We start from the raw sequence: 21623 nt of genomic DNA on the forward strand, positions 1-21623 counted from the left end.
GGAAGCGCTCCTGAGGAGGGAGAGAGAAGGGGAAGGCGAGGGACGGCGCGGAGTGCGCCGTCCGTCTACACCCTCATCAGGGTCGACAGCTCCACAGGTGACGGCGCCACGCGCTCGGGCGGCTCCCGTCCCGGCGCGGTCCCCCGCCCGTCCGGCTCCCCGTGCCGGGCCGGGGACGGCGTGCGGTCGGCGGCCAGGGCGGGCAGCAGCTCCGCGAAGCCGCCGGGGCGCGGCGGTACGACGGGGCCCGAGGCCCCGGCGTCGGCGGCGTGACCCGGATCGCAGCCCGGCACGACGGCGCCCAGGACGGGGGCAGCGCTCAGGGCCGGAGCCGTACTCAGGGCCGGGGACGCGCTCGTCGCGGAGGAAGCGCTCGCCGCCGTCCCGCACACCAGCAGGCCCAGCACCAGCCCCGCCAGCGCGGCGAAGGCCGCCAGGGCGCGGGTGGTGCGGAACATGCGATACCTCTCGGGTCCGGTCGACGTGCCCGAAATAGTACGCACCCCCCACCCGGAAATCGGTTCGCCGCTTCTCGGCCGCAGGTGCGATCCTGGGATCCGTATGTCTACTTCCTTCGCCGCCCTCCAGTCCGTCCTGGCCGAGGTCTCGCTGCGGGACTCCCACCGGCTCGGCCGTCGTCTCGAAGGCGCCCGCCGCATCCGTAAGCCCGAGGCCCGTGAGGCCGTCCTGGACGAGATCGCCGCCGAGGCGGCCAAGGCCAAGGAGCGCGTCGACGGGCGCGCCGCCCGCGTGCCCGCGATCACGTACCCCGAGCAGCTGCCCGTCTCGCAGAAGAAGGACGAGATCCTGGAGGCGATACGCGACCACCAGGTCGTGATCGTCGCCGGTGAGACGGGGTCGGGCAAGACGACCCAGATCCCGAAGATCTGCATGGAGCTCGGCCGGGGCGTCCGGGGCATGATCGGGCACACGCAGCCCCGCCGGATCGCCGCCCGCACGGTCGCCGAGCGCGTGGCCGAGGAGCTGCGGACCCCGCTGGGCGAGGCCGTCGGCTGGAAGGTCCGCTTCACCGACCAGGTGAACCCGGACGCGACCTTCGTGAAGCTGATGACGGACGGCATCCTGCTCGCCGAGATCCAGACGGACCGCGAGCTGCGCGCCTACGACACGATCATCATCGACGAGGCCCACGAGCGGTCCCTCAACATCGACTTCCTGCTCGGCTATCTGGCCCAGCTGCTGCCGAAGCGCCCCGACCTCAAGGTCGTGATCACCTCCGCGACGATCGACCCGGAGCGCTTCTCCCGCCACTTCGGCGACGCCCCGATCGTCGAGGTCAGCGGCCGTACGTATCCGGTCGAGGTCCGCTACCGGCCGCTCCTGGAGGAGGACTCCGAGGAGTCCGACCGGGACCAGATCACCGCGATCTGCGACGCCGTCGACGAGCTGCAGAAGGAAGGACCGGGCGACGTCCTGGTCTTCCTCTCCGGCGAGCGCGAGATCCGCGACACGGCGGACGCGCTGCTCAAGAAGAAGCTCTTCAACACCGAGATCCTCCCGCTCTACGCCCGCCTGTCGCACGCCGAGCAGCACCGCGTCTTCCAGGCCCACTCCGGCCGCCGGATCGTGCTCGCGACGAACGTCGCCGAGACCTCCCTGACCGTCCCCGGCATCAAGTACGTGATCGATCCGGGCACCGCCCGCATCTCCCGCTACTCGCACCGCACCAAGGTCCAGCGCCTGCCGATCGAGGCGGTCAGCCAGGCCAGCGCCAACCAGCGCAAGGGCCGCTGCGGCCGTACGTCCGACGGCATCTGCATCCGGCTGTACTCGGAGGACGACTTCCTGACCCGTCCGGAGTTCACGGACGCCGAGATCCTCCGTACGAACCTGGCCTCCGTCATCCTCCAGATGACCGCCGCCGGCCTCGGCGACATCGAGAAGTTCCCCTTCATCGACCCGCCGGACCACCGCAACATCCGGGACGGCGTGCAGCTCCTCCAGGAGCTCGGGGCGATCGACCCGAACGAGAAGGACCCGAAGAAGCGGCTCACGCAGCAGGGCCGGAAGCTGTCGCAGCTGCCCGTGGACCCCCGGCTCGCCCGGATGGTGCTGGAGGCCGACAAGAACGGCTGCGTCCGCGAGGTCATGGTGATCGCGGCGGCGCTCTCCATCCAGGACCCGCGCGAGCGGCCGTCCGAGAAGCAGGCGCAGGCCGACCAGCAGCACGCCCGCTTCAAGGACGAGACGAGCGACTTCCTCGCCTTCCTCAACCTCTGGCGGTACGTCCGCGAGCAGCAGAAGGAGCGCGGTTCCAGCTCCTTCCGCCGGATGTGCAAGCAGGAGTACCTGAACTTCCTGCGCATCCGCGAGTGGCAGGACATCTACGCGCAGCTGCGGACGGTCGCCAAGCAGATGGGCATCCATCTGAACGAGGAGGACGCGCCGGAGCAGTCCGTGCACGTCTCGCTCCTCTCCGGCCTGCTCTCCCACGTCGGTCTGAAGGACGTGAAGGAGTCCAAGGACGGGGCGAAGGACGGCTCCCGCCGCGAGGGCGGCCGGGGCGAGTACCTGGGCGCGCGGAACGCCAAGTTCGCGATCTTCCCCGGTTCCGCGCTCTTCAAGAAGCCCCCGCGGTTCGTCATGTCGGCCGAGCTGGTCGAGACCTCGCGGCTCTGGGCCCGGGTCAACGCCCGGATCGAGCCCGAGTGGATCGAGCCGCTCGCCCAGCACCTGGTGAAGAAGACGTACAGCGAGCCGCACTGGGAGAAGGACCAGGCGGCCGTGATGGCCTTCGAGAAGGTGACGCTGTACGGCGTGCCGATCGTCGCCGACCGCAAGGTGAACTACGGCCGGATCGACCCGGAGGTCTCCCGCGACCTGTTCATCCGGAACGCCCTGGTCGAGGGCGATTGGCGTACCCACCACAAGTTCTTCGCCGACAACCGCAAGCTGCTCACCGAGGTCGAGGAGCTGGAGCACCGGGCCCGCCGCCGGGACATCCTCGTCGACGACGAGACGCTCTTCGACTTCTACGACAAGCGCGTCCCCGAACACGTCGTGTCCGGAGCCCACTTCGACTCCTGGTGGAAGCACAAGCGTCACGAGGAGCCGGAGTTCCTCGACTTCGAGCGCGAGATGCTCATCAACGAGAAGGCGGGGGCGGTCACCAAGGACGACTACCCGGACTCGTGGCGGCAGGGCCCGCTGAAGTTCCGGGTGACGTACCAGTTCGAGCCGGGCGCGGACGCGGACGGCGTGACCGTCCACGTACCGCTCCAGGTGCTCAACCAGGTGACGGACGAGGGCTTCGAGTGGCAGATCCCCGGGCTGCGCGCGGAGGTCGTCACGGAGCTGATCCGCTCCCTGCCGAAGCCGATCCGCCGCCACTACGTGCCTGCGCCGAACTTCGCGACCCGCTTCCTCGACGCCGTCGTGCCCGTGCAGGAGCCGCTGGCGGGCGCGCTCGCCCGTGAGCTCCAGCGGATGGTCGGCGTCCCGGTCACGGCCGAGGACTTCGACTGGGCGAAGGTCCCCGAGCACCTCAAGGTGACCTTCCGGATCGTCGACGAGCGGCGCCGCAAGCTGGCCGAGGACAAGGACCTGGAGACGCTGCGGCTCCAGTTGCGCCCCAAGGCCCGCAAGGCCCTCTCGCAGGCCGCCGCGGCGGCCACGGGCGGCCGGGACGGCTCCGGGCCCTCCCTGGAGCGCACGGGCCTCAAGGACTGGACGATCGGGGCCCTCACGAAGGTCTTCGAGACCAAGCGGGGAGGCCAGCCGGTCAAGGCGTACCCGGCGCTCGTGGACGAGGGCGAGAGCGTGGCCGTGCGGCTCTTCGACACGGAGGCCGAGCAGGCGCAGGCGATGTGGCGGGGCACCCGGAAGCTGATCATGCTGAACATCCCGGTGAACCCGGCGAAGTTCGCCTCGGACAAGCTGACCAACCAGCAGAAGCTGGCCCTGTCGTCGAACCCGCACGGCTCGATACAGGCCCTCTTCGACGACTGCGCCACCGCCGCGGCCGACAAGCTGATCGCCGACCACGGCGGCCCGGCCTGGGACGAGGAGTCCTTCCGGAAGCTGTACGACAAGGTCCGCGCGGACCTCGTGGACACGACGGTCCGGACAGTGGGTCAGGTCCAGCAGATCCTGGCGGCCTGGCAGGCCTGCCAGCGCCGGCTGAAGTCCACGAACAGCCTGGCCCTGATCAACAACCTCACGGACGTGCGCGAGCAGCTGGCCTGGCTGGTGCCGGCGGGCTTCGTCACCCGTACGGGGCTGAAGCGGCTGCCGGACCTGATGCGCTATCTGGTGGCGGTGGACCGGCGGCTCCAGCAGATGGCGACCGGCGTCCAGCGGGACACCACCCGTATGGAGAAGGTCCACGAGATGCTCGACGAGTACGCGTGGCTGCTCGAACAGCTCCCGAAGGGCCGCCCGGTGCCGACCGAGGTGACCGACATCCGCTGGATGATCGAGGAGCTGCGGGTGAGCTACTTCGCGCACGCGCTGGGCACGGCGTACCCCGTCTCGGACAAGCGGATCGTGAAGGCGATCGACGCGGCCGCCCCGTAGAGACGGCCTTGCCGGGCGGCCGCCGCCGGTGAGTTCGACCGCACCCCCTGACCTGCTGTACAGTCTGTCTCGCAGCCAAGGTCCTGTGGAGCAGTTGGTTAGCTCGCCACCCTGTCAAGGTGGAGGTCGCGGGTTCAAGTCCCGTCAGGATCGCTTTACCGAAGGCCCGCATCGTGAGATGCGGGCCTTCGGCGTGTTCTCGTGTATTGACGGCGCGGGGCGCCCGCCGGTACCCCGGACTCAGGGAGTCGGGTCCCCCACCGGAGGTGGTCGCGCATGGCTGCGGCGTCAGCGGCACGGCACGACACGCACGCGCTGCTGCGTGCCCATCTGGCGGCCGCTTCCCGGTACGGACACGTCACACGCCACTGCGTGGTCTGCCATCGCCTCCTGCGGCTCGTCATGGAGCTTCCCGATGCCGAGGAGCCCGTGGGACCCGAGGAGGACGAAAGTCCCACCGACCCATGACCAACGGCGGGTTGGAAGCGTTCCCGCAAGTGGCAGGCTGGTGATTGGCAAGACTTCGCCGGTGTGACGGGAGTCACCGAAAGAGTTTCTGGAACCCCTGCACTTACACCTCTCCTACACCGGCCCGATTTAATATGTGCAATTGCACCACCGCTCACGGAGTGGCGCCGGGCACAAAAAAGATCGCGCCAGACCCGGCGGAGTCCAGCGCGATCGTTGACGAAGGCCTGTTGGGGCAGGAATCCGTCGGCAGTACTAGGGGTGGGCGACCGGATTGGGGGATCCGGACAGGCCCGGTGTTACGGGGTGCTGCGGGGTGTTGAGCGAGCCTCAGGCCTCGCTGCGCTGCTGCGGAATACCCGCGAGCAGTGCGCGAACCTCGGCCTCGCGGTAACGGCGGTGCCCACCCAGGGTGCGGATGGACGTGAGCTTGCCCGCCTTCGCCCAACGGGTAACCGTCTTCGGGTCCACACGGAACATCGTGGCAACCTCGGCGGGGGTCAGCAGCGGCTCGGCATCAGGGGTGCGAGCGGTCATGAGCGGCCTCCTCGGGAGAACCGAACCAATCTCGGTTCTTTCCTCTAAATTCTGCACCTTGACCCGCGTTGCCCGAAATGGCAGAAGCGGGTCGAGTCGGTTATAGGACGAACGGCTTGTCCTCGGCACTACAACTACACCATCCGTCCAGCCACGTCGGCCAAACCGATGGAATTGCCCTCGCAGGTGTTCATCAGCGGCGGAAGTCGATGGACCATGCCATAACGGACAGTCACGCGCCTGTGACGATCAGTCACAGGGCGATCAGGAGTCCTCAGACCCCCCATAGAGTGCAATGCTGAGCGTTCCGCCCAAACTTGGACGGAAGGAACCCTCCCCGGACTCCTTGTCCTATTTTGGCACGAGGGTGGGTGATGGACGCAAGGGTGCGTTAAGTGCTGTCCGTCACGCTTGAGCCAAAGGCCCGGATCGGGACCAACGTCCTCGTCACCCACGTGCCGAAAGACCCCGGCGCGGAGAGCGCGCCGAGAGGCACCCGGAGCCGAGGGGTCCGGATGCTTGAAGATCATTTACCCCAGCCGGACATGTCTTGTCGATGGCGACCTGACGAAGATGCCCGACTGATGTCAGTTCGCGCCCCGCAGGTCCCTGACGACCCGCCAGCGCTCCGCCAGCCGGCCGTACACCTCACTGGCCCGCTCGCCGTCCCCCGCCCGCAGCGCAGCGATCCCCTCCGCCATCTCCGCCGCCGACCGCTCCGCCGCCAGCCACTCCTCCGCGACCGCGTGCACAAGACCCCCGAAGTCCAGCTCCACGAGCGCCCGCGGATGAAACTCCTCCAGCCACCGGCCCACATCGACCAGGCCCTCCGTCATCGGGCCCTCCTCGATCGACTCCCGCAGGGCCCGCAGCGCCCGCGCCAGCCGCCGCCGCGCCTGCGCCATCGTCGTCCGGTAGCGCAGCACCGGCGGCCGGCCCTGCTCCGCGCCTCCCTCGACGGCGGGCACCCCCGGCTCGTACAGCCGGTCCTCGTCGCCGAAGAGCGCGAACCAGCGCAGCGGCACCTGCCAGACCGCCGTGCGGATCCACGGCCGCGCGTCCGGGTTCCCGCTCAGCCACCGCTCGTAGTCGCCGGCGATCCGGGACCGCACGACCGGCGGCAGCATCGCGTCCAGCACCGGCCCCGGGTAGCCGTCGGCCACCAGCTCCTCGACGGCCAGCCAGCTCCGCAGCCGGGTCCGCCACGGGCAGATCACCACCACCCCGTCCAGATGTGCGACGAAGGCCTCACCGCTCTCCTGGACCGGCACGGCCACCGGGGGCGTCGCCAGCAGATCGGCGAGCGAGCGCCGCAGCTCCTCCTGCGCCCCCGGGGTGCGCGGCCGCCGCGCGTACCGCGCCCAGTGGCTCCGCTCCGGCTCCGGAAACGCGGCCAGCGGCTCGTACACCCGCAGATAGGACGCGTAAGGGACGAGGACCGAGGAGGCGACCGACATGCCGCGAATCCTTCCACGGAGGTACCCCGGGAGGGGATGATCCCGGAGTACAGAGGGTGATCCTGAGCACTGCTGCCGATCTACGCACAGGTAGGACTTACTCTCTTGCCGAACTGGTCCTCCCCCACCCATAGGGAGGGCCGCCCCAACCGCCGCTTCGTACTTGGGAGTCACCACCGTGACCGATGTGACCGGCGTTCCTGTCGTTCCCGCAGACGTGCTGCACACCCTGTTCCACTCGGAGCAGGGTGGCCACGAGCAAGTCGTGCTCTGCCAGGACCGCGCCACCGGCCTCAAGGCCGTCATCGCCATCCACTCCACCGCCCTGGGCCCGGCCCTCGGCGGAACCCGCTTCTACCCGTACGCCACCGAGGCCGAGGCGATCGCCGACGCGCTCAACCTCTCGCGCGGCATGTCGTACAAGAACGCCATGGCCGGCCTCGACCACGGCGGCGGCAAGGCCGTCATCATCGGGGACCCGGAGAAGATCAAGACGGACGAGCTGCTGCTCGCCTACGGGCGCATGGTGGCGTCCCTCGGCGGCCGCTACGTCACGGCCTGCGACGTCGGCACCTACGTCGCCGACATGGACGTCGTCGCCCGCGAGAACCGGTGGACCACCGGCCGCTCCCCCGAGAACGGCGGCGCCGGCGACTCCTCGGTCCTCACCGCCTTCGGCGTCTTCCAGGGCATGCGCGCCTCCGCGCAGACCCTGTGGGGCGACCCGACCCTGCGCGGCCGCAAGGTCGGCGTCGCGGGCGTCGGCAAGGTCGGCCACTACCTCGTCGAGCACCTCCTGGAGGACGGCGCCGAGGTCGTCATCACCGACGTGCGCGAGGAGTCGGTCCGCCGGATCACCGACAAGCACCCGCAGGTCACCGTCGTCGCCGACACCGACGCGCTGATCCGCGTCGAGGGCCTGGACGTCTACGCGCCGTGCGCGCTCGGCGGCGCCCTGAACGACGAGACCGTGCCCGTCCTCACCGCGAAGATCGTCTGCGGCGCGGCCAACAACCAGCTCGCGCACCCCGGTGTCGAGAAGGACCTGTCGGACCGCGGGATCCTCTACGCGCCCGACTACGTGGTCAACGCCGGTGGCGTGATCCAGGTCGCCGACGAGCTGCACGGCTTCGACTTCGACCGCTGCAAGGCGAAGGCCACGAAGATCTTCGACACCACGCTGGCCATATTCGCACGTGCGAAGGCGGACGGGATTCCGCCGGCCGCCGCCGCCGACCGGATCGCCGAGCAGCGCATGGCGGAGGCCCGCCGGGGCTGATCACCCGCCCCGCCCGTGCGACCTGGTCGCACGCAGGTTCGACCCGTCGCGGGGGATACCGGGAGGCTCCGGAGGGACACCGGAGAGACATCCCTCACCCCCCTCGGCGGGTCGACCCTCAAGAAGAGGTTAAAATCGCGATTGACCAGCGAGGAAAGGGCGCCTCGAAGGTTCTGTACCGAGGTATGTGATGCGCACGGCGTACCGTAGACCCGAGGAAACAGGTACCGTTGAAGCCCTACGGGCCGGTCTCTCTGTCGAGAGTCCGTTCCGAATCATGAACGCGTGTCAAGACTCTGGGGCCATCGAGCCCCGTCACCGAGGGGGTCGAGCCATGGGGCGCGGCCGGGCAAAGGCCAAGCAGACCAAGGTCGCCCGCCAGCTGAAGTACAGCAGCGGCGGGACTGACCTGTCGCGTCTGGCCAATGAGCTGGGCGCTTCGACTTCGAACCAGCCGCCGAATGGCGAGCCGTTCGAGGACGACGACGAGGAAGACGACCCGTACGCGCAGTACGCGGATCTCTACAACGACGACGAGGACGAGGACGACGAGTCCGGTCCGTCGTCCCCGCGTCGCGCTTGACCTTCTGAATCACCGAAACCCGGTCCGGTACACCCGGCCGGGTTTCTGTGCTGTCCCGCTCCGTACGGACGGAGCGGGACGGTCCACGCGAACGGCCCGGCGGCACCCCTGAGGGGTACTGCCGGGCCGTCGCCGTAGGCCTGCCCGCTGGGCGGCCTTCCTACTTCGCGTAGTCCCCGACCAGCTCCGCGCCGGTCGTGTGCGCGCCGCGCTCGGTGATCTCGCCCGCGACCCAGGCCTCGACCCCGCGGTCCGCGAGGGTCGTCAGGGCCACGTCCACGGAGTCGGCCGGCACGACGGCCATCATGCCGACGCCCATGTTCAGCGTCTTCTCCAGCTCCAGGCGCTCCACCTGACCGGCCTTGCCGACCAGGTCGAAGATCGCGCCCGGGGTCCAGGTGGAACGGTCGACCGTGGCGTGCAGGCCGTCCGGGATCACCCGGGCCAGGTTGGCGGCGAGACCGCCACCGGTGATGTGGCTGTACGCGTGGACGTCCGTGGTCCGGGTGAGGGCCAGGCAGTCCAGCGAGTAGATCTTGGTGGGCTCCAGGAGCTCCTCGCCGAGCGTCCGGCCGAGCTCCTCGACCTGCTGGTCGAGGGTCATCCCGGCGCGGTCGAAGACCACGTGCCGGACGAGCGAGTACCCGTTGGAGTGAAGACCCGAGGAGGCCATGGCGATGACCGCGTCCCCCGTACGGATGCGATCGGCGCCGAGCAGCCGGTCGTACTCCACGACACCCGTGCCGGCGCCGGCGACGTCGAAGTCGTCCGGGCCGAGGAGGCCCGGGTGCTCCGCCGTCTCGCCGCCGACGAGGGCGCAGCCGGCGAGGACGCAGCCCTCGGCGATGCCCTTGACGATGGCGGCGACCCGCTCGGGGTGGACCTTGCCGACGCAGATGTAGTCGGTCATGAAGAGCGGCTCGGCGCCGCAGACGACGATGTCGTCCATGACCATCGCGACCAGGTCGTGGCCGATCGTGTCGTACACGCCCATCTGGCGGGCGATGTCGACCTTCGTGCCGACGCCGTCGGTCGCCGAGGCGAGCAGCGGACGCTCGTAGCGCTTGAGGGCGGAGGCGTCGAAGAGACCGGCGAAACCGCCGAGGCCGCCGAGGACCTCGGGGCGCTGGGTCTTCTTCACCCACTCCTTCATGAGCTCGACGGCGCGGTCGCCCGCCTCGATGTCGACGCCCGCGCTCGCGTAGCTGGCGCCGCTTCCGGCACTGGTGGACTCAGACATGCTGAAGAACTTTCGTGTCGTACTGCGGGGTGTGCAGCGGGGTCTTACGGGCGGCGCAGGGCGTCGGAGGCCGCGGTCGCGGCCGGTCCCGCGGCCAGCTCGGTCTCCAGGAGCTGCTTGCCGAGGAGCTCGGGGTCCGGGAGCTCCATCGGGTACTCGCCGTCGAAGCAGGCACGGCAGAGGTTCGGCTTCTGGATGGTGGTCGCCTCGATCATCCCCTCCAGGGAGATGTACGAGAGCGAATCCGCCCCGAGCGACTTGCCGATCTCGTCGATCGACATGCCGTTGGCGATCAGCTCCGCGCGGGTGGCGAAGTCGATGCCGAAGAAGCAGGGCCATTTCACCGGCGGCGAGGAGATCCGGATGTGGATCTCGGCCGCGCCGGCCTCGCGGAGCATCCGGACGAGCGCGCGCTGGGTGTTGCCGCGGACGATCGAGTCGTCGACGACCACCAGGCGCTTGCCCTTGATGACTTCCTTGAGCGGGTTCAGCTTCAGCCGGATGCCGAGCTGCCGGATGGTCTGGGAGGGCTGGATGAAGGTGCGCCCGACGTAGGCGTTCTTCACCAGGCCCGCGCCGAAGGGGATGCCCGAGGCCTCGGCGTAGCCGATGGCGGCCGGGGTGCCCGACTCCGGAGTCGCTATGACCAGGTCGGCCTCGACGGGCGCCTCCTTCGCGAGGCGGCGGCCCATCTCCACACGGGAGAGGTAGACGTTCCGCCCGGCGATGTCGGTGTCGGGGCGAGCCAGGTACACGTACTCGAAGACACAGCCCTTGGGCTTCGCTTCCGCGAATCGCGAGGTACGGATGCCGTTCTCGTCGATCGCGATCATCTCGCCCGGCTCGACCTCGCGGACATAGCTGGCGCCGCAGATGTCGAGGGCGGCGGACTCGGAGGCGACGACCCAGCCGCGCTCGAGACGGCCGAGGACCAGCGGGCGGATGCCCTGCGGGTCACGGGCCGCGTAGAGCGTGTGCTCGTCCATGAAGACGAGGGAGAAGGCGCCCCGGACGTCGGGGAGGACCTTCGCGGCGGCCTGCTCGATGGTGAGCGGCGTGCCGTCCTCGTCGACCTGGGCCGCGAGGAGCGCGGTGAGCAGGTCTGTGTCGTTGGTCGCGGCCACCCGGGTCGAGCGGCCTTCCTTCTTGGGAAGGTCGGCGACCATCTCGGCGAGCTGCGCCGTGTTCACCAGGTTGCCGTTGTGGCCGAGCGCGATCGAGCCGTGGGCGGTCGCCCTGAACGTCGGCTGCGCGTTCTCCCACACGGACGCCCCGGTGGTCGAGTAGCGGGCGTGACCGACCGCGATATGACCTTGGAGGGAGCCGAGAGAGGTCTCGTCGAAGACCTGGGACACGAGGCCCATGTCCTTGAAGACGAGGATCTGGGAGCCGTTGCTAACCGCGATACCCGCGGATTCCTGGCCCCGATGCTGGAGGGCGTAGAGCCCGAAGTACGTGAGCTTTGCGACCTCTTCACCCGGAGCCCAGACACCGAAGACGCCACAAGCGTCCTGGGGGCCTTTCTCTCCGGGGAGCAAGTCGTGATTGAGTCGACCGTCACCACGTGGCACGTTTCCGAGTGTAGACGGGCTCGCCCACTGGTCCGAATTGAAGAAAAGCGGCGACTGTGCCACTCGTGGGATCGCACGAAATGATCATCTCGGGCTTGGAGAGGCCTACGAAGCAGGCGCGGGAAGGGATTCCCGCCCCCGGGCCCCCATGAGCAGACGCTCGTACCAGCGATCGAGGCCCCCCGCGATGTGACGGAGTGCACCTTCTCCGGCGGGTGCTAGCGGGCCGCCGTGGCCGTGAGGCCCTCTCCCGAGGGGTCCGTGAGGGTCAGCGTCCGGTGGTCGAGGCGGTAGGTGAGCGGGCCGTCGAGGAGCTCGTACAGCTTCGTCTCCAGCTCCATCTCCGGGCTCGCGCACATCATGCGGGTGGTGGCCGCCGGGCCCTCGACGGTGAGGGTGGTGCCGTCGACCCGGGCGGTCGCGGAGAAGTTGTTGCAGCCCAGATTGCCGGTGACCCGGCCGTCCTCGCCGATGACGATCCGCGCCTTGCCGCCGCTGCCGGCGGGCAGGGAGGCGGCCGTCGTGCCGGAGACGAGCGAGGCGATCTTCCAGGTGGTGCCGCGCAGCGGGGCGCCCGGCTCCGTGGTCAGTTCGAGGCCGTTCCGGCCGTCGGCGGAAGCGAGGGTGAACCGCTCCCCCTTGATCGTGCCCTTGAGCTCGCCCGAGAAGGCCGTGATCAGCGCCTTCTCGAAGCGCTCCCGGTCTCCGGGGCAGCCGATCGCGGTGATCTCGTCCTGGGTGACGGTGAGGGTGTCGCCCTGCACGCCGACGGTGGCGCCGAAGTGGTTGCAGCCGGTGTTCCCCTGGGCCCGGCCGTCCTCCTTGAACTCGACGCGCGCGTCGGCGGGGGCCGTCGACCTGCGCCCGTCGACCGTCACGGCCTTGACCGACCAGTGCGTACCGCTGACGGGCAGGGCGGGGTCGACGGTCCCGGCCTGACCGGCGCCGGGGCCCCCGTCCGTACCGCAGGCGGTGGCGGAGGCAGCGAGGAGGAGGAGCGGGACCAGGGCGGCGAGGGCGCGTGGCTTCGGCATGGAGATGGGACGGGCGGGCCCGCCGTCCGGTTCCGCGAGGTGGCTAGGAGAGGACCGGCAGGACGGCCGACAGGTCCGCACGCTCGCCGCTCGCGCTGATGTGGGCGGCCTCCTTCTCCGCCGCCCACTCGGCGCGGCCCGTCGCGAGCCTGATCCAGGTCAGCGGGTCCGTCTCGACGACGTTGGGCGGGGTGCCCCGGGTGTGCCGGGGGCCCTCCACGCACTGCACGACCGCGTACGGCGGGATCCGCACCTCGACCGCGCCCCCGGGTGCCTTCGTCGCGAGGGCGTCGGCGAGCAGCCGGACGCAGGCGGCGAGGGCCTGCCGGTCGTACGGGATGCCGGCGCCGGTCGCCGCGTTCAGGTCGTCGGTGTGGACGACCAGTTCGAGGGTCCGGGTGACCAGGAAGTCGGCGAGGGTCATGGCGCCGAGCCGGGCCCCGACCAGCCGTCCGTCGGCGGCCTCCGCGACCCGCTCCTCGTACAGGGCGGCCGTCCGCTCGTACAGCCCGGGAAGATCACTCGTGTCGATCGCCCGCGTGTCCGTGTCGATCCGCGCGGCGGCGGTGACCGTGGCCATGGGCCAGTCGACCAGGGCCAGTTCCCGGCGCGCCGGCTCGGGCTCGCCGAGGTGCCGGGCGACGGCGCCCAGGGCCATCGTCACGTGGGCCGCGAGCTCCCGCACGGTCCACTCCCCCAGCCGCGTCGGCGCGGCCAGCTGCTCGGGCGTGAGAGCCGTGACCCCCTCTTGTACGTTCCGGAACTGGGCGAGGACGGCGGCCCGAGTCTTGGTGGAGTCGTAGCTGCGGGTGCGCTTCTTGGCCGGTGGCATGGGGGCGAGGGTAGCCGGAGACTGGAGGCAGAGGGCTTCAGCACAGCGTCTACGCGTACAGAGGGGTCGATGAGCCATGGCTGAGCACCCTGACGCCGCCCTGGTCCGCAAGGGCTACGAGGCGTTCACCAAGGGCGACACGGAGACCCTGCGGTCACTGATGACCGCGGACTGCACCCACCACTCGCCGGGCAGCAGCCGGATGTCCGGCCACTTCAAGGGAGCGGACAACGTCCTCGCCCACTTCGGGCAGCTCATGGAGCTGACCAACGGCACCTTCCGGGTCGAGGAGCGGGGCATCTACCCGGACGGCCGCGGCCATGTCATGTCGGTGCACAAGTGGCACGCCGACCGCGGGGACCGGGGCATCGAGATGGACGGCGGGCTCTTCTTCACCATCGTCGGCGGCAAGATGACCGATGTGGACGAGTGCGTGGCGGACATCGAGGAGTCCGACGCCTTCTGGGATCAGGCCGCCGCGTAGCCCGGCGTCGTGAACGTCTCGCCGTTCGCCGGCACGCCGATGCCGCGCCAGGTGAAGGGGACGCCCCTGGCCGTCTCCAGGTCCGGGCCGTCCATCAGCTGGAAGTGGACGTGGGGCTCGGTGGAGTTGCCCGAGTTGCCGCACCGGGCGAGCTCCTGGCCGGCGACGACCCGGTCGCCAGCACGGACCGCCAGCGAGCCGCGCCGCAGGTGCGCGTACATCGCGTACGTACCGTCGCCGAGGTCGAGGACCAGGTGGTTGCCGGTCACGCGGCGGGCGCCCGCGAGAACGCGGACGGCGGACTCGATCAGCATCAGATAGAGCACCGCGGGCAGGGAGTTGCGGCTGAGGTGGTCGCGCTGGCCGTCCTCGGCGTGCACGACGGTCGCGTCGGCGACCGCCAGCAGGGGCGCGTCGAAGGCCGGGAAGTCGCGGTTGCGGCGGACGAGGGGCCAGAGCGGGGCGAAGGCGGGGCGCGGGCGCTCCTCGCCCTCCTCCACGATGTCGATGGCGTACGTCTGGCCGTACTGGTGCGTGCCGTGGCTCGGCGTCCGGTCGGCCGGGCTGTTCATCGCGGACCAGCGGCCGACGACGGGCGGGCCCACCTCGACCGTCGCGCGCGGCCCCGCGGCGATCCGGCGGCGGCCGGTCACGACGAGGCCGATGCCGAGAGCGGCGGCGGCGAGCGCCGGCAGCCAGCCCGCCCCGTACGGATACGGCGGGTCGAAGGCCACCGAGGCGAGCGCCTGCACGGCGAACAGCAGCCAGAGCAGGCGGTGGAGCAGCAGTACGGACTTACGCGAAAGCATGGACGTTCCCCCTGTGTGCACGTTCTACGGGCGGGCGGCGGTGAGCATCACCAGGAGCGGGACGACCCGGGCCCCGGGGACCTCGTAGCGGCCACGGCCCGTGGTGTGCAGCCAGCCCGCGCCGGTCAGCTGCTTCAGGTGGTGGTAGATCTGGCCGGTCGTGCCGATCTCCGCCGACTCCGCCAGTTCGGCGGCGGTCCGACGGCCGCCGAGGATCTCCCGCAGCAGCCTGAGCCGTACGGGATGACCGAGCGCGGCGAAGGAGTCCGCCGCCCCGGCCCACTCCTCGTCGAGCAGCCGCTCGGTGAGCGCGCCGAACTGCCACTCGTACCGCTCGTCGGTCGGCAGCCGGACCGAACCCGTGAACAGCACACCGCCGTCGGCGCCCCGCTCCCCGGCCTCGGCGAGCTCCGCCTTGAACCCCTCCAGGGCCCAGAAGGTGGCGTCGACGGCCTCGGGTGCGGGGTGCTCGGCACCCTCAAGGGCGGCCATGCGCCGTTCCAGCTCGGCCACCCGCTCTTCCAGCTCCATTCCTCGGAGATTACGTAATTACGTAATCACTGGCAAGAGGGAAACGGGAAAGCCCCCGCCCGGAAGGGGCGGGGGCTCTCTCGCAGAGCGTCGGATCAGGCCAGCAGGCCCGGGATCGTCGCCTCGTGGGCCGTACGCAGCTCCTCCAGGGAGAGCGCGAACTCGCCCTGGACGTCCACCGCGTCACCGTCGACGACACCGATCCGGGTCGCCGGCAGACCCCGCGCACCGCACATGTCGGTGAAGCGGAGCTCCTCGCTGCGCGGGACGGCGACGACCGCACGGCCCGCCGACTCGCTGAAGAGGAAGGTGAAGGCGTCCAGGCCCTCCGGGACGACCAGGCGCGCGCCGTTCCCGCCGCGCAGGCAGGACTCGACGACCGCCTGCACGAGACCGCCGTCGGACAGGTCGTGCGCCGCGTCGATCATGCCGTCGCGGGAGGCCGAGATCAGGATCTCGCCGAGCAGCTTCTCGCGGTCGAGGTCCACGGCCGGCGGCATGCCACCGAGGTGCTGGTGGATCACCTCGGACCAGGCCGAACCGCCGAGCTCCTCACGCGTGTCGCCGAGCAGGTAGAGGAGCTGGCCCTCTTCCGCGAAGGCGATCGGCGTACGGCGGTTGACGTCGTCGATCACACCGAGCACGGCCACGACCGGCGTCGGGTGGATCGCGGTCTCGCCCGTCTGGTTGTACAGGGAGACGTTGCCACCGGTGACCGGGGTGCCGAGCTGGAGGCAGCCGTCCGCGAGACCACGGGTGGCCTCGGCGAACTGCCACATCACGGCCGGGTCCTCGGGCGAACCGAAGTTCAGGCAGTCCGAGATGGCCAGCGGCTTGGCGCCGGACGCGGCGACGTTGCGGTAGGCCTCCGCCAGCGCGAGCTGCGCACCCGTGTACGGGTCGAGCTTCGCGTACCGGCCGTTGCCGTCGGTCGCCATGGCCACGCCGAGGTTGGTCTCCTCGTCGATACGGACCATGCCCGCGTCCTCGGGCTGCGCCAGGACCGTGTTGCCCTGCACGAACCGGTCGTACTGGTCCGTGATCCAGGACTTCGACGCCTGGTTCGGGGAGGAGACCAGCTTCAGGACCTGGTCCTTCAGCTCCTCGCCGTTCTGCGGCCGGGGCAGCTTGCCGGCGTCGTCGGCCTGGAGCGCGTCCTGCCAGTCCGGGCGCGCGAACGGCCGGTGGTAGGTCGGGCCCTCGTGGGCGACGGAGCGCGGCGGCACGTCGACGATCTGCTCGCCGTGCCAGAAGATCTCCAGGCGCTCGCCGTCCGTCACCTCACCGATGACGACCGCGATGACGTCCCACTTCTCGCAGATCTCCAGGAAGCGGTCGACGTGCTGCGGCTCGACGATCGCGCACATGCGCTCCTGCGACTCGCTCATGAGGATTTCCTCGGGCGAGAGCGTGGCGTCGCGCAGGTGGACCTTCTCGAGGTCGACGTGCATGCCGCCGGAGCCCGCGGAGGCCAGCTCGGACGTGGCGCAGGAGAGCCCGGCGCCGCCGAGGTCCTGGATGCCCGCGACGAGCTTCTCCTTGAAGATCTCCAGGGTGCACTCGATGAGGAGCTTCTCCTGGAAGGGGTCGCCGACCTGGACGGCGGGGCGCTTGGCCGGCTTCGTGTCGTCGAAGGTCTCGGACGCGAGGACCGAGACGCCGCCGATGCCGTCGCCGCCCGTGCGGGCGCCGTAGAGGATGACCTTGTTGCCCGGGCCCGAGGCCTTGGCGAGGTGGATGTCCTCGTGCTTCATCACGCCGATGCAGCCGGCGTTGACCAGCGGGTTGCCCTGGTAGCAGGAGTCGAAGACGACCTCGCCACCGATGTTCGGCAGGCCCAGGCAGTTGCCGTAGCCGCCGATGCCGGCGACGACACCGGGCAGCACGCGCTTGGTGTCGGGGTGGTCGGCCGCACCGAAGCGCAGCGGGTCGACGACCGCGACCGGGCGGGCGCCCATGGCGAGGATGTCGCGGACGATGCCGCCGACGCCGGTGGCCGCGCCCTGGTAGGGCTCGATGTACGAGGGGTGGTTGTGCGACTCGACCTTGAAGGTGACCGCGTACCCCTGGCCCACGTCGACGACGCCGGCGTTCTCGCCGATGCCGACGAGCATGGCGTCGTTCTCCGGGACCTTCTCGCCGAACTGCTTCAGGTGGACCTTGCTGCTCTTGTAGGAGCAGTGCTCGGACCACATGACCGAGTACATGGCGAGCTCGGCGCCGGTGGGACGGCGGCCCAGGATCTCGCGGATGCGCGCGTACTCGTCCTCCTTGAGGCCGAGCTCCTTCCAGGGCTGCTCGCTGTCCGGCGTCTCGCTCGCGTGCTTGACGGTGTCGAGGCTCATCAGGCGTTGACCAGCTTCTTGAGGATCGAGGTGAAGAAACCGAGGCCGTCCGTCTTGCCGGTACCGACCAGCGGCTCGACGGCGTGCTCCGGGTGCGGCATGAGGCCGACCACGTTGCCCGCGGCGTTGGTGATGCCCGCGATGTCGCGCAGCGAGCCGTTGGGGTTCATGTCCAGGTAGCGGAAGGCCACCCGCCCCTCGGCCTCCAGCTCGTCGAGCGTGCGCTCGTCGGCGACGTACCGGCCGTCCATGTTCTTGAGCGGGACCTCGATCTCCTGGCCCCGCTCGTAGTCGGACGTCCAGGCGGTCTCCGCGTTCTCCACCCGCAGCTTCTGGTCGCGGCAGATGAAGTGGAGGTGGTTGTTGCGCAGCATCGCGCCCGGCAGCAGATGGGCCTCGGTGAGGATCTGGAAGCCGTTGCAGATGCCGAGGACGGGCATGCCCGCCTTGGCCTGCTCGATGATGCTCTCCATCACCGGCGAGAAGCGGGAGATCGCTCCGGCCCGCAGGTAGTCGCCGTAGGAGAAGCCGCCGGCGAGAACCACGGCGTCGACCTGCTTGAGGTCCTTGTCGCGGTGCCAGAGCGAGACGGGCTCGGCGCCCGCGAGGCGGGCGGCGCGCAGCGCGTCCTGATCGTCGAGAGTTCCGGGGAACGTGACGACGCCGATGCGTGCGGTCACGACTCGACCTTCACGACGAAGTCTTCGATCACGGTGTTGGCAAGGAAGGTTTCGGCCATCTCATGGATGCGGGCGAGGGCGGCGTCGTCGACCGGCCCCTCCACCTCCAGCTCGAAGCGCTTCCCCTGACGGACGTCGGCGATTCCGGCGAATCCCAGGCGGGGCAGTGCACGCTGCACCGCCTGCCCCTGAGGGTCCAGAATCTCCGGCTTGAGCATGACGTCGACTACGACGCGTGCCACTGGCACTCCCGGTGGTGTGTTGCGTGGGCGGTTCCCTCAGCGTACCTGCCTCCAAATTCTACGCGGGTAGAGATCTGAAGGATCCTACAAAGAGATCCCCAAAGACCCGTGAACGGACCACGAACAGAGCGCGAACGCCACCCGCCCCTCACAGGCACACCCGAGCGCAAAATTCCAGCGAAATATTGCGGACCTCAATCCGCCGGGACACGCTGAAACAATTGCCGGGGCTTCACAATGCGACACCTACCGCTGTACAAAGGAATGCAGAGGAAAGCAGCATTGTCCCGGCACAGCCGAACGGTCGGCATCGTCGCACGTCAGAGACGTCACAAGCGTCGTTCCGACCCCGGCGGCCGCAGGAAAGGACCGATATCCGTGGCTCAGCGTGTGGTGGTCACTCTCTCCGATGACATCGACGGCGGAGATGCTGCTGAGACGGTCGCGTTCGGCCTCGACGGGAAGATGTACGAGATCGACCTGAATGCTGCCAATGCAAAGAAACTCCGCAAGACCCTCGCCCCCTACCTCGCGGCCGGCCGCAAGCAGTCGGCGGGCACGAAGGGCGGACCGGGAGGCGCGAAGGGCTCGGCCGGCGGACCGAAGGGCGGGGCCGAGACCTACACCCGCACCTCGCTCGCGCCCGACCCGGCGGCGGTCCGCGCCTGGGCCCAGTCCAACAAGATGGACGTGCCCGCCAGGGGCCGCATCCCGAAGAAGGTCTACGAGGCGTTCCACGCCGCGAGCTGAGCCGACGCGCGCCGGGCCGACGCGAGCCGGGGCCGAGCCGATTTGCATTGCACCCCCCATGATCCGCTAGAGTCTGGAACACGCCGAGGGGCAAGGCCGCAGGGCCGGACCTCACGCAGCGTGCGGGTGTAGTTCAGTAGCAGAACATCCCCCTTCCAGGGGGAAGGCGCAGTGTGCAATTCCTGTCACCCGCTCTGCATCGCATTACCGAGCACTCCGGTGCATCAGGTAGAGTGGTGCTCGCACCGCCCGATGAAAGTCGGTCGGGAGCATGCGGACGTGGCTCAGTTGGTAGAGCATCACCTTGCCAAGGTGAGGGTCGCGAGTTCGAATCTCGTCGTCCGCTCAGGAAGTCGAAGGCCCCGGTTCTCTGGAACCGGGGCCTTCGTCGTGTCCCCTTCCGCCGTCGTGTCCGTCCCGCCCGCCCACGCCTGACGCCATGACATTTGTCAGAAGCGGTGATGACACCGCGCACTGCCGGACGGCCCCGGACGCCGGGAGTCTGGACACATGACCAACGCGATCGAAGCGGAAGGCCTGCGCCGCGGCTACTCCGGCGGCTTCGAGGCCGTGCGCGGCATCTCCTTCACCGTCCCCCACGGCGAGATCTTCGCCCTCCTCGGCACCAACGGCGCCGGCAAGACCTCCACGGTCGAACTCCTGGAGGGCCTCGCCGCCCCCAGCGCCGGAACCGCCCGCGTCCTCGGCCACGACCCGTACAAGGAACGGGCCGTCGTCCGCCCCCGCATCGGGGTCATGCTCCAGGAGGGCGGCTTCCCCAGCGATCTGACCGTGGCCGAGACCGTACGGATGTGGGCGGGCTGCACCACCGGCGCCCGGCCCACCGGCGAGGCCCTGGAGGCCGTCGGCCTCGGCTCCCGCCACCGGGTCCGGATCAAGCAACTCTCCGGCGGCGAACGGCGACGCCTCGATCTGGCCCTCGCGCTCCTCGGCCGCCCCGAGGTCCTCTTCCTCGACGAGCCGACCACCGGACTCGACGCCGAAGGACGGCGCGACACCTGGAACCTCGTGCGGAGACTGCGCGACGAGGGGACGACCGTGCTCCTCACCACGCACTACCTGGAGGAGGCCGAGTCCCTGGCGGACCGGCTCGCGATCATGCACCAGGGGCGGATCGTGCTCACCGGCACCCCGGACGAGGTCACCGCCGCCCGGCCCGCCCGCATCCGCTTCACCCTCCCCGAGGGAGTCGCGCCCGCCCGCCTGCCGCTCTCCCTGAAGGCCGCCGCCCATGGCCGGCGCGTGGAGATCCGTACCCACGCGCTGCAGGACGCGCTCGGCGAACTCCTCGGCTGGGCCCACGAGGCCGGCGTACGGCTCGACGGGCTCGACGCCCGCTCGGCCACCCTCGAAGAGGCGTTCCTGGAGATCGCCTCCCGCACCGAAGCCCTGGACCAGGACCTGAACGGGGACCTGACGGCGGACCTGGAGGGTCTCCGATGAACGCGACCGCACGCCGGATGACCTCCCTCGGACGGGCCGAACTCACCCTCCTCGGGCGGAACAAGAACAACCTCTTCATCGCCCTCCTGATGCCGCTGCTGATGATCCTCGTCCTGCGGTCCTCGCTCGGGCAGATGAGCCCGGAGGAGCTGCCCGGCGGCATGGCCGGCACCACCCTCATCGGCGGGACCGGCATGGTCCTCGTCCTCGTCGTCTACATGGGCCTCGTCTCCGCACTCGTGGCCCGACGCGAGGAGCTCGTCCTCAAGCGGCTGCGCACCGGCGAGGCGACCGACCTGGAGATCCTCGGCGGCGCCGCGCTCCCCTCCACCGCCATCGCCCTCGTCCAGTGCGTCGTCCTGTCCGTCGGCGGCGCCCTCGTCCTCGACGTCCCCGCGCCGCGCCGGCCGGACCTGCTCGTCCTCGGCCTGCTCGCCGCGGTCCTGCTGCTCGCCGGACTGGCCGCCGCGACCACCGCCATCACGCGGAACGTCGAGAGCGCGGGCCTCACCACCCTGCCGTTCTTCCTGATCTCCGCCATGGGCTCGGGACTGATGGTCCCCCGCGACCTCCTGCCGGACCTGGTCGCGAGCCTCACCCAACTGCTGCCGTTCAGCGGGGTCATGGAGTTCGTCCGGGCCGGATGGCTCGGCGTCGGCGACACCAAGCACCTCGTGACCGCCGCGCTCACCACACTGGCCTGGGGCGTCCTCACCGTGTTTGCTGTCCGGAAGTGGTTCCGCTGGGAACCCCGCAGGTAGGCGGGGTGGGGGAAGGGAGG

At 70.0% G+C, this 21623-nt stretch carries 20 protein-coding genes and 3 tRNA genes; 11 read left to right on the forward strand and 12 right to left on the reverse strand.

Annotation, left to right across the window (positions count from 1 at the left end):
- Window positions 1-65: 65 nt before the first annotated feature.
- Window positions 66-458: a hypothetical protein gene (locus DEJ46_RS18760; protein WP_150267946.1), complete on the reverse strand. Its 393-nt coding sequence runs from the start codon at window positions 456-458 to the stop codon at window positions 66-68.
- 103 nt (window positions 459-561) lie between these two features.
- On the opposite strand from DEJ46_RS18760, the gene hrpA reads away from it, so the two are divergent.
- From hrpA to DEJ46_RS18775, 3 genes are all read left to right on the forward strand, one after another.
- Entirely contained in the window at window positions 562-4536 is a 3975-nt protein-coding gene (hrpA, locus tag DEJ46_RS18765; protein WP_150267948.1) for an ATP-dependent RNA helicase HrpA, read from the forward strand.
- Window positions 4537-4615: 79 nt separating this feature from the next.
- Window positions 4616-4689: transfer RNA gene (locus DEJ46_RS18770), tRNA-Asp, on the forward strand.
- A gap of 123 nt (window positions 4690-4812) precedes the next feature.
- A complete protein-coding gene (locus tag DEJ46_RS18775) occupies window positions 4813-5004 on the forward strand; it encodes a DUF6274 family protein (RefSeq protein ID WP_150267950.1) in 192 nt (63 codons plus the stop codon).
- A gap of 330 nt (window positions 5005-5334) precedes the next feature.
- On the opposite strand, the gene bldC is transcribed toward DEJ46_RS18775, so the two are convergent.
- Together bldC and DEJ46_RS18785 are read right to left on the reverse strand one after the other, a co-directional pair.
- A complete protein-coding gene (bldC, locus tag DEJ46_RS18780; protein WP_003949541.1) occupies window positions 5335-5541 on the reverse strand; it encodes a developmental transcriptional regulator BldC in 207 nt (68 codons plus the stop codon).
- Between the two features lie 587 nt (window positions 5542-6128).
- Window positions 6129-6998 carry a hypothetical protein gene (locus DEJ46_RS18785; RefSeq protein WP_150267952.1) on the reverse strand — a complete coding sequence of 290 codons (870 nt, stop codon included), beginning with the start codon at window positions 6996-6998 and terminating at the stop codon, window positions 6129-6131.
- A gap of 178 nt (window positions 6999-7176) precedes the next feature.
- On the opposite strand from DEJ46_RS18785, the gene DEJ46_RS18790 reads away from it, so the two are divergent.
- Both DEJ46_RS18790 and DEJ46_RS18795 read left to right on the forward strand, forming a co-directional pair.
- Entirely contained in the window at window positions 7177-8277 is a 1101-nt protein-coding gene (locus tag DEJ46_RS18790; protein ID WP_150267954.1) for a Leu/Phe/Val dehydrogenase, read from the forward strand.
- Window positions 8278-8611: 334 nt separating this feature from the next.
- Entirely contained in the window at window positions 8612-8860 is a 249-nt protein-coding gene (locus DEJ46_RS18795; protein WP_150267955.1) for a DUF3073 domain-containing protein, read from the forward strand.
- 160 nt (window positions 8861-9020) lie between these two features.
- Here the strand turns inward: DEJ46_RS18795 and purM are convergent, their stop codons facing one another.
- The 4 genes from purM to DEJ46_RS18815 all read right to left on the reverse strand — a co-directional run bounded on the left by purM (window position 9021) and on the right by DEJ46_RS18815 (window position 13537).
- Window positions 9021-10100: a phosphoribosylformylglycinamidine cyclo-ligase gene (purM, locus tag DEJ46_RS18800; RefSeq protein ID WP_150267957.1), complete on the reverse strand. Its 1080-nt coding sequence runs from the start codon at window positions 10098-10100 to the stop codon at window positions 9021-9023.
- Between the two features lie 44 nt (window positions 10101-10144).
- Entirely contained in the window at window positions 10145-11671 is a 1527-nt protein-coding gene (gene purF, locus DEJ46_RS18805; protein ID WP_150267959.1) for an amidophosphoribosyltransferase, read from the reverse strand.
- 218 nt (window positions 11672-11889) lie between these two features.
- Window positions 11890-12705, reverse strand: coding sequence for an META domain-containing protein (locus DEJ46_RS18810; RefSeq protein WP_150267961.1), 816 nt, complete (start codon window positions 12703-12705; stop codon window positions 11890-11892).
- A 43-nt stretch (window positions 12706-12748) separates the two neighbouring features.
- Entirely contained in the window at window positions 12749-13537 is a 789-nt protein-coding gene (locus tag DEJ46_RS18815; RefSeq protein ID WP_150267963.1) for a maleylpyruvate isomerase family mycothiol-dependent enzyme, read from the reverse strand.
- A 76-nt stretch (window positions 13538-13613) separates the two neighbouring features.
- Between DEJ46_RS18815 and DEJ46_RS18820 the strand changes: the two genes are divergently transcribed.
- Window positions 13614-14021, forward strand: a complete 408-nt coding sequence (locus DEJ46_RS18820; protein WP_150267965.1) for a nuclear transport factor 2 family protein — start codon at window positions 13614-13616, stop codon at window positions 14019-14021.
- Here DEJ46_RS18820 and DEJ46_RS18825 read toward each other — a convergent pair.
- The 5 genes from DEJ46_RS18825 to purS form a co-directional block, all read right to left on the reverse strand.
- Window positions 14006-14830, reverse strand: coding sequence for a M23 family metallopeptidase (locus DEJ46_RS18825; protein ID WP_150267966.1), 825 nt, complete (start codon window positions 14828-14830; stop codon window positions 14006-14008). The two genes, DEJ46_RS18820 and DEJ46_RS18825, sit on opposite strands and share 16 nt — an antisense overlap.
- 24 nt (window positions 14831-14854) lie before the next feature.
- Window positions 14855-15361, reverse strand: coding sequence for an ArsR/SmtB family transcription factor (locus DEJ46_RS18830; RefSeq protein WP_150267968.1), 507 nt, complete (start codon window positions 15359-15361; stop codon window positions 14855-14857).
- Between the two features lie 95 nt (window positions 15362-15456).
- The gene (purL, locus tag DEJ46_RS18835) at window positions 15457-17706 is read right to left on the reverse strand and encodes a phosphoribosylformylglycinamidine synthase subunit PurL (protein ID WP_150267970.1); all 2250 of its coding nucleotides are present in this window, start codon (window positions 17704-17706) and stop codon (window positions 15457-15459) included.
- Window positions 17706-18386, reverse strand: a complete 681-nt coding sequence (gene purQ, locus DEJ46_RS18840) for a phosphoribosylformylglycinamidine synthase subunit PurQ (RefSeq protein ID WP_056654072.1) — start codon at window positions 18384-18386, stop codon at window positions 17706-17708. The genes purL and purQ overlap by 1 nt, the downstream gene beginning before the upstream one ends.
- Window positions 18383-18628, reverse strand: coding sequence for a phosphoribosylformylglycinamidine synthase subunit PurS (gene purS, locus DEJ46_RS18845; RefSeq protein WP_015035032.1), 246 nt, complete (start codon window positions 18626-18628; stop codon window positions 18383-18385). The genes purQ and purS overlap by 4 nt, the downstream gene beginning before the upstream one ends.
- A gap of 378 nt (window positions 18629-19006) precedes the next feature.
- Here purS and DEJ46_RS18850 point away from each other — a divergent pair, with 378 nt between their 5' ends.
- The 5 genes from DEJ46_RS18850 to DEJ46_RS18870 all read left to right on the forward strand — a co-directional run bounded on the left by DEJ46_RS18850 (window position 19007) and on the right by DEJ46_RS18870 (window position 21603).
- On the forward strand, window positions 19007-19378 hold the full coding sequence (locus tag DEJ46_RS18850) for a histone-like nucleoid-structuring protein Lsr2 (RefSeq protein ID WP_150267972.1): 372 nt from the start codon (window positions 19007-19009) through the stop codon (window positions 19376-19378).
- A gap of 122 nt (window positions 19379-19500) precedes the next feature.
- Window positions 19501-19572 (forward strand) — tRNA-Gly (locus DEJ46_RS18855).
- Window positions 19573-19651: 79 nt separating this feature from the next.
- A tRNA-Gly gene (locus DEJ46_RS18860) sits at window positions 19652-19724 on the forward strand.
- 164 nt (window positions 19725-19888) lie between these two features.
- Complete coding sequence (locus tag DEJ46_RS18865) at window positions 19889-20842, forward strand: ABC transporter ATP-binding protein (RefSeq protein ID WP_150267974.1); 954 nt, start codon at window positions 19889-19891, stop codon at window positions 20840-20842.
- Window positions 20839-21603, forward strand: coding sequence for an ABC transporter permease (locus DEJ46_RS18870; protein WP_150267976.1), 765 nt, complete (start codon window positions 20839-20841; stop codon window positions 21601-21603). The genes DEJ46_RS18865 and DEJ46_RS18870 overlap by 4 nt, the downstream gene beginning before the upstream one ends.
- The last annotated feature ends 20 nt before the right edge of the window (window positions 21604-21623 follow it).

It is taken from the genome of Streptomyces venezuelae (genome assembly GCF_008642375.1).
Taxonomy (GTDB): domain Bacteria; phylum Actinomycetota; class Actinomycetes; order Streptomycetales; family Streptomycetaceae; genus Streptomyces; species Streptomyces venezuelae_G.

What these genes read in the sequence shown, in the direction of transcription:
- DEJ46_RS18775 (WP_150267950.1), top strand. Translation starts at nt 4,813, where the DNA reads ATGGCTGCGGCGTCAGCGGCACGGCACGACACGCACGCGCTGCTGCGT.
- DEJ46_RS18865 (WP_150267974.1), top strand. Translation starts at nt 19,889, where the DNA reads ATGACCAACGCGATCGAAGCGGAAGGCCTGCGCCGCGGCTACTCCGGC.
- DEJ46_RS18810 (WP_150267961.1), bottom strand. Translation starts at nt 12,705, where the DNA reads ATGCCGAAGCCACGCGCCCTCGCCGCCCTGGTCCCGCTCCTCCTCCTC.
- hrpA (WP_150267948.1), top strand. Translation starts at nt 562, where the DNA reads ATGTCTACTTCCTTCGCCGCCCTCCAGTCCGTCCTGGCCGAGGTCTCG.
- DEJ46_RS18820 (WP_150267965.1), top strand. Translation starts at nt 13,614, where the DNA reads ATGGCTGAGCACCCTGACGCCGCCCTGGTCCGCAAGGGCTACGAGGCG.
- DEJ46_RS18815 (WP_150267963.1), bottom strand. Translation starts at nt 13,537, where the DNA reads ATGCCACCGGCCAAGAAGCGCACCCGCAGCTACGACTCCACCAAGACT.
- DEJ46_RS18785 (WP_150267952.1), bottom strand. Translation starts at nt 6,998, where the DNA reads ATGTCGGTCGCCTCCTCGGTCCTCGTCCCTTACGCGTCCTATCTGCGG.
- bldC (WP_003949541.1), bottom strand. Translation starts at nt 5,541, where the DNA reads ATGACCGCTCGCACCCCTGATGCCGAGCCGCTGCTGACCCCCGCCGAG.
- DEJ46_RS18760 (WP_150267946.1), bottom strand. Translation starts at nt 458, where the DNA reads ATGTTCCGCACCACCCGCGCCCTGGCGGCCTTCGCCGCGCTGGCGGGG.
- DEJ46_RS18825 (WP_150267966.1), bottom strand. Translation starts at nt 14,830, where the DNA reads ATGCTTTCGCGTAAGTCCGTACTGCTGCTCCACCGCCTGCTCTGGCTG.
- purM (WP_150267957.1), bottom strand. Translation starts at nt 10,100, where the DNA reads ATGTCTGAGTCCACCAGTGCCGGAAGCGGCGCCAGCTACGCGAGCGCG.
- purL (WP_150267970.1), bottom strand. Translation starts at nt 17,706, where the DNA reads ATGAGCCTCGACACCGTCAAGCACGCGAGCGAGACGCCGGACAGCGAG.
- DEJ46_RS18795 (WP_150267955.1), top strand. Translation starts at nt 8,612, where the DNA reads ATGGGGCGCGGCCGGGCAAAGGCCAAGCAGACCAAGGTCGCCCGCCAG.
- DEJ46_RS18830 (WP_150267968.1), bottom strand. Translation starts at nt 15,361, where the DNA reads ATGGAGCTGGAAGAGCGGGTGGCCGAGCTGGAACGGCGCATGGCCGCC.
- DEJ46_RS18870 (WP_150267976.1), top strand. Translation starts at nt 20,839, where the DNA reads ATGAACGCGACCGCACGCCGGATGACCTCCCTCGGACGGGCCGAACTC.